This window comes from Comamonas denitrificans (genome assembly GCF_017368815.1).
In the GTDB taxonomy this organism is placed as follows: domain Bacteria; phylum Pseudomonadota; class Gammaproteobacteria; order Burkholderiales; family Burkholderiaceae_C; genus Comamonas; species Comamonas denitrificans.
In genome coordinates this window covers 1-7,762 of the sequence record NZ_JAFNME010000056.1, presented here as the reverse complement: position 1 = coordinate 7,762, position 7,762 = coordinate 1, and the positions used below count along the sequence as shown (strand labels likewise).

Sequence of the window (7,762 nt, the reverse complement as noted above, 5' to 3'; positions counted from 1 at the left end):
CCCCCAACTTTGGCCCCCGACCCGCTGGGGCCTGCATTGACCTGGCCGTGCTGCACTCCATCAGCCTGCCGCCTGGCCAATACGGCACCGGTTGCGTGCAGCAACTGTTTACCAACCAGCTTGACTGGGCAGCCCACCCGTACTTTGAAAGCATTCGCGGCCTGGAAGTGTCGGCCCATTTTTTCATTACCCGCCAGGGCATGGTGTGGCAGTTTGTCAGCGCCGATGACCGCGCCTGGCATGCCGGCGCTTCGGCCTGGCGCGGGCGCAGCAACTGCAATGACGACTCGATCGGCATCGAGCTCGAAGGGCTGGAGGGCGCAACCTTTGCCCCCCCGCAATACCGCGCCCTGGCGGGGCTGCTAGAACAACTGGCCGCCCAGTACCCGCTGGCCCACCTGGCGGGCCACGAACACATTGCCCCAGGCCGCAAGCACGACCCAGGCCCCGGTTTTTCCTGGGCGCAGCTGCTGGCCCTGTTGCCAGCGCCGCTGCGCGCACGGCTGCAACGGCCTGCAGGCACATAGTGGTAGCGATGGCAGAGTCCTCGCAGTCATGGCATTTGATTAAACCCGGCAAGGCCGCTATGCTGCGCGCGCATTCACGCCCTAGCCCAAGAAAGCCCAACCATGGCCACCACCTCCTCTACCACCAAGCAATCTGCCCCCAAAGCCGCCGCCACGGCACCCGCAAAAAGCAAAACCAGTGCCAGCGCCAGCGCCAGCAAAACAACAAAAAAAGCAGCTGCTCCCGCAAGTAAAAAAACAAAATCAGAACCAATTGACGCTGAAATCGCCGTAAAACAAGCGGAAAAAGCTACTAAATCAAAAGCAAAACCCGTGGCCAGCACCACCCTGGCACCCCAGGCCATCTGGCCCTTTCCCATTGGGCCCAAGCCGTAAGCCCCTGCGCAGCGTCTTGGCCCGCGCTTAAGAACGTGTTTACGTTCTAAAAGCCTGCGCCGTCAGCTGTAGCGAGCGCAGGCGCAAATCGGCATCAAACACATCGCTAACCAGCATGAACTCGTCGGCCTGCGTAGCCTGGGCCAGCGCCTGCAAGCCAGCACGCACCGTTTGCGGCCCGCCGATGATGCCCACGGCCAAAAAGTCGGCAATCGCGGCGCGTTCGCGCTCACTCACCTGCTCCATGAAACCTTCCACCGGCGGCTGCAAGCGCGTGCGGTTGCCCGTCAGGATGCCCAGCACGCGCTGGTAGGTGCTGCTGGCCAGAAATTGCGCCTCGGCATCCGTAGGGGCCGCAATCACCGGCACACCAACGATGGCGTAGGGCTTGGCCAGCGCGGCGCTGGGCTTAAACGTCTGGCGGTAAATCGCCAATGCCTGGTGCAGCATGCGCGGCGCAAAGTGCGAGGCAAAGGCATACGGCAGCCCCAGGTAGGCCGCCAGTTGCGCTGAAAACAGGCTGGAGCCCAGCAACCAGATCGGCACATTCGTGCCCGCCCCCGGCACCGCCACAATGGGCTGGCCTGCCTGCGCCGGGGCCAGCAGGCGCTGCAGCTCTTGCACATCGCGGGGGAAGTCCTCCTCAGACTCCATCCGGCTATGGCGGCGCAGCGCGCGCATGGTGTGCCCATCGGTGCCAGGGGCGCGGCCCAGGCCCAGGTCGATGCGGCCCGGATACAGCTCGGCCAGCGTGCCAAATGCCTCGGCCACCACCAGCGGGGCATGGTTGGGCAGCATGATGCCGCCCGAGCCAACGCGGATGGTTTGCGTGGCCCCGGCAATGTGCCCCACCAGCACCGCCGTGGCCGAGCTGGCAATGCCCGGCATGTTGTGGTGCTCGGCCAACCAATAGCGGGCAAAGCCCAAATCTTCAGCGCACTGGGCGGTGCGCACGGCGATCTGCAAGGCCTCGGCCACGGTGCCGCCTTCGCGCACGGCAACCAAATCAAGCATAGAGAGAATAGGTAGGGTCATGGGGTGTACTCAGGCAATGCCATCCCAGGGGATGGCTGGCGACAACGGCGGTGGCCGCAAAAAAAAATCCTTCACCGGCGGACAGCCCGGTGAAGGATGCATCTGGGGCGTACTTCGGTACTTACAAGCCCAGCGCCTTGGCCACGCCCGCGCCGTAAGCCGGGTCGCACTGCGTGCAGTTGGCAATGTGGCGGCGCTTGATTTCGTCCGGCGCATCGCCCATGGCGCGGGCCGTGTTCTCAAACAGCACCTGCTGCTGCGCAGTTGTCATCAGGCGAAACAGGGCGCGCGGCTGGCTGAAGTAGTCGGCATCGTCCTGGCGGAAATCCCAATGGTCGGCTGCGCCGTTGATTTTCAGGGGCGGCTCACGAAAGTCGGGCTGCTCCTGCCACTGGCCATAGCCGTTGGGTTCATAGCCCAGGGTGCTGCCGTAGTTACCGTCCATGCGCATTGCGCCATCGCGGTGGTAGCTGTGTACCGGGCAGCGCGGGGCGTTCACCGGGATTTGGCCGTGGTTCACGCCCAGGCGGTAGCGCTGCGCATCGCCGTACGAGAACAAGCGCCCTTGCAGCATTTTGTCCGGCGAGAAGCTGATGCCCGGCACCACGTTGGCGGGGTTGAAGGCGGCCTGCTCCACCTCGGCAAAGTAGTTGGCCGGGTTGCGGTTGAGCTCAAACTCGCCCACTTCGATCAGCGGGTAGTCGGCCTTGGGCCAGACTTTGGTCAGGTCAAACGGGTGGTAGGGCACCTTCTCGGCTTCCAGCTCGGGCATGATTTGCACGTACATCGTCCACTTGGGGAAGTCGCCGCGTTCGATGGCCTCGTACAAATCGCGCTGGTGGGTTTCGCGGTCGTTGGCAACGGCGGCGGCGGCTTCTTCGTCCGTCCAGTTTTTGATGCCCTGCTGGGTTTTGAAGTGGAATTTGACCCAGAAACGCTCGTGCTGCGCATTGATGAAGCTGAAGGTGTGCGAGCCAAAACCATGCATGTGGCGGTAGCTGGCCGGAATGCCCCGGTCGGACATGACCACCGTGACCTGGTGCAGCGCCTCGGGCAGCAGCGTCCAAAAATCCCAGTTGTTGCGGGCGCTGCGCAGGTTGGTGCGCGGGTCGCGCTTGACGGCGTGGTTCAGGTCGGGAAATTTCAGCGGGTCACGCAGGAAGAACACCGGGGTGTTGTTGCCCGCCAGGTCCCAGTTGCCCTCTTCGGTATAGAACTTCATGGCAAAGCCACGGATGTCGCGCTCGGCATCGGCCGCGCCGCGCTCACCGGCCACGGTGGAAAAGCGCACAAACATTTCGGTTTTTTTGCCGATTTTTGAGAACAGCTTGGCGCGGGTAAAGCGGGTGATGTCGTGCGTGACGGTAAAAGTGCCGTACACGCCGGAGCCTTTGGCGTGCATGCGCCGCTCAGGAATCACTTCGCGGTCAAAGTGAGCCAGCTTTTCTAAAAACCACACGTCTTGGAGCAGTTGCGGGCCACGCGGGCCGGCGGTCATGACGTTTTGGTTATCGACCACCGGGCAACCGGCGGCGGTGGTGAGTTTGGTCGGTTTCATGCGATTTCCCCTTTTTTGCAAAGCCAGCACAACAGGCACTGAACTGGGCTCCAGCTTAGGAGAAATACCGCCCAAACACCAAGATAATTAATTTAATTTATTGATAGTTAATTTTTAATATAGAAAGTTGTTTACCGTCCCAGCCCGGCCATGGCGGGGCCGCACTTGCTTACAGCGTAAACACCCCCACCGATTGCTTCAGCCCTCGCGCACTGCCGCGCAGCGCCTGAGCGGCTGCGCTGGACTGCTGGGCCAGATCGGCGTTTTGGTACACCACTTGCTCCATCTGCTGCACGGCCGTGTTTACCTGGCCAATGCCGGTTTGCTGGCTCACCGCCGCTTGGCCAATCATGTCAATCAGCTGGCTGACCTGGTGCTCAGCCTGGAGCATGTCGGCCATGGTTTGATTGGCCTGGGCTACGCGCTGGTGGCCCTGCTGGATGCCGTCCAAGGTTTTGCCAATCAGGGCGTTGATCTCCTTGGCCGCCTCGGCACTGCGCTGGGCCAACGCCCGCACTTCTGCGGCCACCACCGCAAAACCGCGGCCTTGCTCGCCAGCCCGGGCCGCTTCCACGGCAGCGTTCAGCGCCAGCAAATTGGTTTGAAACGCAATGCTTTCAATCGTGGCCGTGATCTCGCCCATGCGGGCCGAGCTGGCGCGAATGGCCTGCATCGCCTGCCCCACTTCAGCGACCACTTGCTGGCCTTGCTGGCTGACCACCTCGTTCTCGCGGCTGTGCAGGGCCATGCGCTGCGTGACGTTGCCCACCTCTTGCACCGTGCTGGCAATGTGCTCCATGGCGGCGGTGGTTTCGCCCAGCGCTTGCACCTGGGCCTGGGCACGGTCGGCCAGGGCATCGCTGCCCTGGGCAATGGTGGCGGCCGTGGTCACGAATTGGTTGATTTCAGTGCGCACATCGCCCACCACGGCTTGCAGGTTGATTTGAATTTGCTGCATGCCCTGCATCAACTGCCCCAGCGGCCCGGTCAAGCCGTTGGCAATGGGGGCTTGCAGATTGCATCCTGCAATTTTCAGAGCTTCTTGCGCAGCATTTTCAATGGGTTTCAAGCAAAAAGACCTGAAATGCATTAAGAATAAAGCGCTAACAGCTACAAATAAACCAATTCGCAAGCCCAGTGCGGCAGACCCTTGCCAGCCCAGTGCCTCGGGCAGCACGGCACTGGCCAGCAGCGCCAGCAGCCAAGCGAGCAGCCGCGCTTGCATTCCCCATTCCAATGCACGCTGCAGCTTGCCACGCCAGCCGGTGGCATAAACGCGCCCTTGCACGATATCGACATGGCTGCGCCCTTGCGCGGCGGCCTGGCGCATGGCGGCATACAGGGCTTCGGCCTGGTCAATTTCTTGCGCCGTGGGTTTGGTGCGCACCGACAGGTATTCGCGTGGTTTGCCGCCCTGCATGATGGGCGTGACGTTGGCCCGCACCCAGTAGTGATCGCCATTTTTGCGGCGGTTTTTTACCAAGCCCGTCCACGGCTGGCCCCGGCCAATCGTGCGCCACAAATCCTTGAACGCGGCGGCCGGCACATCGGGGTGGCGAATCAGGCTGTGCGGCTGGCCCAGCAGCTCAGCCATATCAAAACCGCTGACGCGCTGAAAAGCGCCGTTGCAGTGGGTGATCTCGCCCTTGAGGTTGGTGGTGGAAACCAGCAGCTCATCGGCCGGATAGTCGTAGTTGTGCTGGGTAACGGGCAGATTCAGCCGCATGTCGTCTTGACCTTTAATAGATATGGTTTGCGGCCTATTTTATGAACTTGACGCAGATCAAACCCCGCTGGGCATGAAGACCTTGCTGCGGCCCTTGGCAGCCCCATCCCCCGCGCCTGCCTGTCGGGACAAGCCCGGATACCCTGCGGCGGGGTGCTCTGGCATAAGCAATGCGGTCTTAGAACGTGTTCACGTTCTTACGGTGCTCTCTAGCAAGAAAGGCTGTCATGCAAATTAATGACATTCGGGTTTCATACAAACTTTGGGCCACCATCCTGGGGCTGCTGCTGGTCTTGCCCACCCTGGCCAGCCTGACGCTGTGGCGCTTTGCGCATGTGGTGGACAGCGCCAACCAGCAAATCGCGCATGCCGAGCAAACCATCACCGATGCCGTGCTGTGGCGCGGCATTGTCGATACGAATATCGAACGCACGCTGGCCGCCATCCTGGTGGCCGACGATGCCACGGCCCAATTGTTTCGCAGCCGCCAGGAAACTGGCTCGGTCGCCTCTGCCGAGCTGCAAAAACGCATCACGGCCAACGCCGAGTCGGATGCCGACAAGCAGGCGCTGGCACAAATCAGCCAAGAGCGCAGCAAGGTGCTGGAGCTGCTGAAAAAAATCCCCCAAGCCCGCGCCGAGGGCAGCACCCAGACCCTGGTGTACCAGGAGCTGATGCCGGTCTTTGAGCGCTACCTGCAGGGCTTTGATGCCTTCACCCAAGTGCAAGAGGCCCAGCGCGATGCCGCCTTGCACCATGCCGCAGCCGCCCGCCGCAACGCCCTGTGGGCCGGGGCCGCTGGCTTTGTGCTGCTGTTTACCATTGGTGTGCTGATGACCTGGGCGCTGGTGCGCACCATTAACGAGCCGCTGCAGCGCGTCATCCATGCCGCTGAGCGCATGGGCGAAGGCGATCTGAGCGTGCAAACCCACGACAGCCGCCGCGATGAGTTCGGTGCGCTGCTGCGGGCACTGTCGCAGATGGCCGGCCGCCTGCACAGCATGATCGGCGAAGTACACCAGGGCATCCATACCGTCTCCTTGGCCTCCAATGAAATTGCCAGTGGCAACCAAGACCTGTCCATGCGCACCGAGCAAACGGCCGCCAACCTGCAACAAACCTCGGCCAGCATGGCCCAGATCACCGCCACCGTGGCCCAATCGGTGCAAACGGCCGAGCAGGCCAACCTGCTGGCCGATCAGTCCGCCCAGGCCGCACAGCGCGGCAGCGCGGTGATGGAGCAGGTGGTCAGCAGCATGGCCCGCATCACCGAGTCCAGCCGCAAGATCAACGACATCATCGGGGTCATCGACGGCATTGCCTTCCAGACCAACATCCTGGCGCTGAACGCCGCCGTCGAGGCCGCCCGCGCAGGCGAACAAGGGCGCGGCTTTGCCGTGGTGGCCTCAGAAGTGCGGGCGCTGGCTGGCCGCTCGGCCGACGCGGCCAAAGAGATCAAGGCGCTGATCGGCTCCTCGGTCGATACGGTGCAAACCGGCTCGGCCCAGGTGGCCGAAGCGGGCCAGACAATGAGCGAAATCGTGGAAGGCGCACGCCGCGTCAGCACCCTCATCAGCGACATCACCACCGCCGCTAACGAGCAGCGCGATGGCATCACCCAGGTAAACGTCGCCGTCACGCAGCTTGACCAGATGACCCAGCAAAACGCCGCGCTGGTGGAAGAGTCGGCCGCCGCCGCAGCCTCGTTGCGCGAGCAGGCAGGTCGGCTGGAGCAAGTCATCAGCGTTTTTGACATTGGCAGCAGCGCCCGCCATCTGGGCCAAAAGCTGTTGCACCGGCCCTCTCTCAGCCACCAAACAAGTCTGGCGTAAGCCCCCGCAGCGCCACTGGTGCAGGCCCGGCTGCAGTCTTGGCTGTGGCCCCATCCTCTTTGGCCAGCGGCGGCGGTGCGCCCTCTTGCAGGCTACCCACCCGCACCCCCAGCAGGCGAAGGCGCTGGGTCAGCGGTGCCCGGCGCAGGCACAGCCCGGCCAGGCGGCGAATGGTGGCAGCATCCTGCACCAGGGTGTCCACCGTCATCTCCCGCGTGAGGCTTTTAAAGTCGCTAAAACGCAGCTTGATGCCCACGGTGCGCCCGCTGTAGCCCGCACGCTGCAAGTCCTCGGCCACGCGCTCGCACAGCCAGGTAAAGATCGCGCCCAGCTCGGCCTTGTCGTGCACAGCGTGCAGGTCGCGGTCAAAGGTGGTTTCGCGGCTCATGCTCACCGGCGCACTGTGCGTTTGCACAGGCCGCTCATCCAAGCCGTGGGCGGCGCGGTGCAGCCAGGCCCCCGTGGCCTTGCCAAAGTGCTGCACCAGCTTATGCGCCGGGTAGGCAGCCAGTTGCCCGATGGTGGTGATGCCCAGCTGCCCAAGCTTGGCGTTTGAATCGCCCAGGGTTTTGTAGACAGTCAAGAGCCTCCTATTTCCTGTCCAATAGGAGCCCGTATGAGCAGTCAACGTTACCCCGAAGAATTCAAGACCGAGGCGGTCAAACAAATCCTTGACCACGGCCACAGCGTGGCCGATGTCTCCAACCGC

The 7,762-nt window shown here is 62.8% G+C and carries 7 protein-coding genes and 1 pseudogene; 3 read left to right on the top strand and 5 right to left on the bottom strand.

The window, feature by feature from the left end; genetic code table 11:
• The coding region (ampD, locus tag J1777_RS13940) for a 1,6-anhydro-N-acetylmuramyl-L-alanine amidase AmpD (RefSeq protein WP_207576274.1) at positions 1 to 527 on the top strand (527 nt) is incomplete at its 5' end.
• A gap of 74 nt (positions 528 to 601) precedes the next feature.
• Here ampD and J1777_RS13935 read toward each other — a convergent pair.
• From J1777_RS13935 to J1777_RS13920, 4 genes are all read right to left on the bottom strand, one after another.
• On the bottom strand, positions 602 to 871 hold the full coding sequence (locus J1777_RS13935; protein ID WP_207576273.1) for a hypothetical protein: 270 nt from the start codon (positions 869 to 871) through the stop codon (positions 602 to 604).
• Positions 872 to 941: 70 nt separating this feature from the next.
• Positions 942 to 1,937, bottom strand: coding sequence for an LLM class flavin-dependent oxidoreductase (locus J1777_RS13930; protein ID WP_242700558.1), 996 nt, complete (start codon positions 1,935 to 1,937; stop codon positions 942 to 944).
• Positions 1,938 to 2,058: 121 nt separating this feature from the next.
• Complete coding sequence (locus tag J1777_RS13925) at positions 2,059 to 3,495, bottom strand: catalase (protein WP_207576272.1); 1,437 nt, start codon at positions 3,493 to 3,495, stop codon at positions 2,059 to 2,061.
• 169 nt (positions 3,496 to 3,664) lie between these two features.
• Positions 3,665 to 5,221, bottom strand: coding sequence for a methyl-accepting chemotaxis protein (locus J1777_RS13920; RefSeq protein WP_207576271.1), 1,557 nt, complete (start codon positions 5,219 to 5,221; stop codon positions 3,665 to 3,667).
• A gap of 227 nt (positions 5,222 to 5,448) precedes the next feature.
• Between J1777_RS13920 and J1777_RS13915 the strand changes: the two genes are divergently transcribed.
• Positions 5,449 to 7,053 (top strand): methyl-accepting chemotaxis protein, encoded by a 1,605-nt coding sequence (locus J1777_RS13915; RefSeq protein WP_207576270.1) that lies wholly within the window; start codon positions 5,449 to 5,451, stop codon positions 7,051 to 7,053.
• Here the strand turns inward: J1777_RS13915 and J1777_RS13910 are convergent.
• Positions 7,028 to 7,609 (bottom strand): annotated as a pseudogene (locus tag J1777_RS13910) (DNA polymerase Y family protein); the annotation flags it as partial. The gene J1777_RS13915 and the pseudogene J1777_RS13910 overlap by 26 nt on opposite strands.
• 60 nt (positions 7,610 to 7,669) lie before the next feature.
• Here J1777_RS13910 and J1777_RS13905 point away from each other — a divergent pair.
• A partial coding sequence (locus J1777_RS13905; protein ID WP_207576275.1) for a transposase occupies positions 7,670 to 7,762 on the top strand: 93 nt, incomplete at its 3' end.

Bases quoted from the DNA above. Each gene is read 5' to 3' on its own strand.
- J1777_RS13930 (WP_242700558.1), bottom strand. From the start codon at position 1,937: ATGACCCTACCTATTCTCTCTATGCTTGATTTGGTTGCCGTGCGCGAA.
- J1777_RS13920 (WP_207576271.1), bottom strand. From the start codon at position 5,221: ATGCGGCTGAATCTGCCCGTTACCCAGCACAACTACGACTATCCGGCC.
- J1777_RS13925 (WP_207576272.1), bottom strand. From the start codon at position 3,495: ATGAAACCGACCAAACTCACCACCGCCGCCGGTTGCCCGGTGGTCGAT.
- J1777_RS13935 (WP_207576273.1), bottom strand. From the start codon at position 871: ATGGCCTGGGGTGCCAGGGTGGTGCTGGCCACGGGTTTTGCTTTTGAT.
- J1777_RS13915 (WP_207576270.1), top strand. From the start codon at position 5,449: ATGCAAATTAATGACATTCGGGTTTCATACAAACTTTGGGCCACCATC.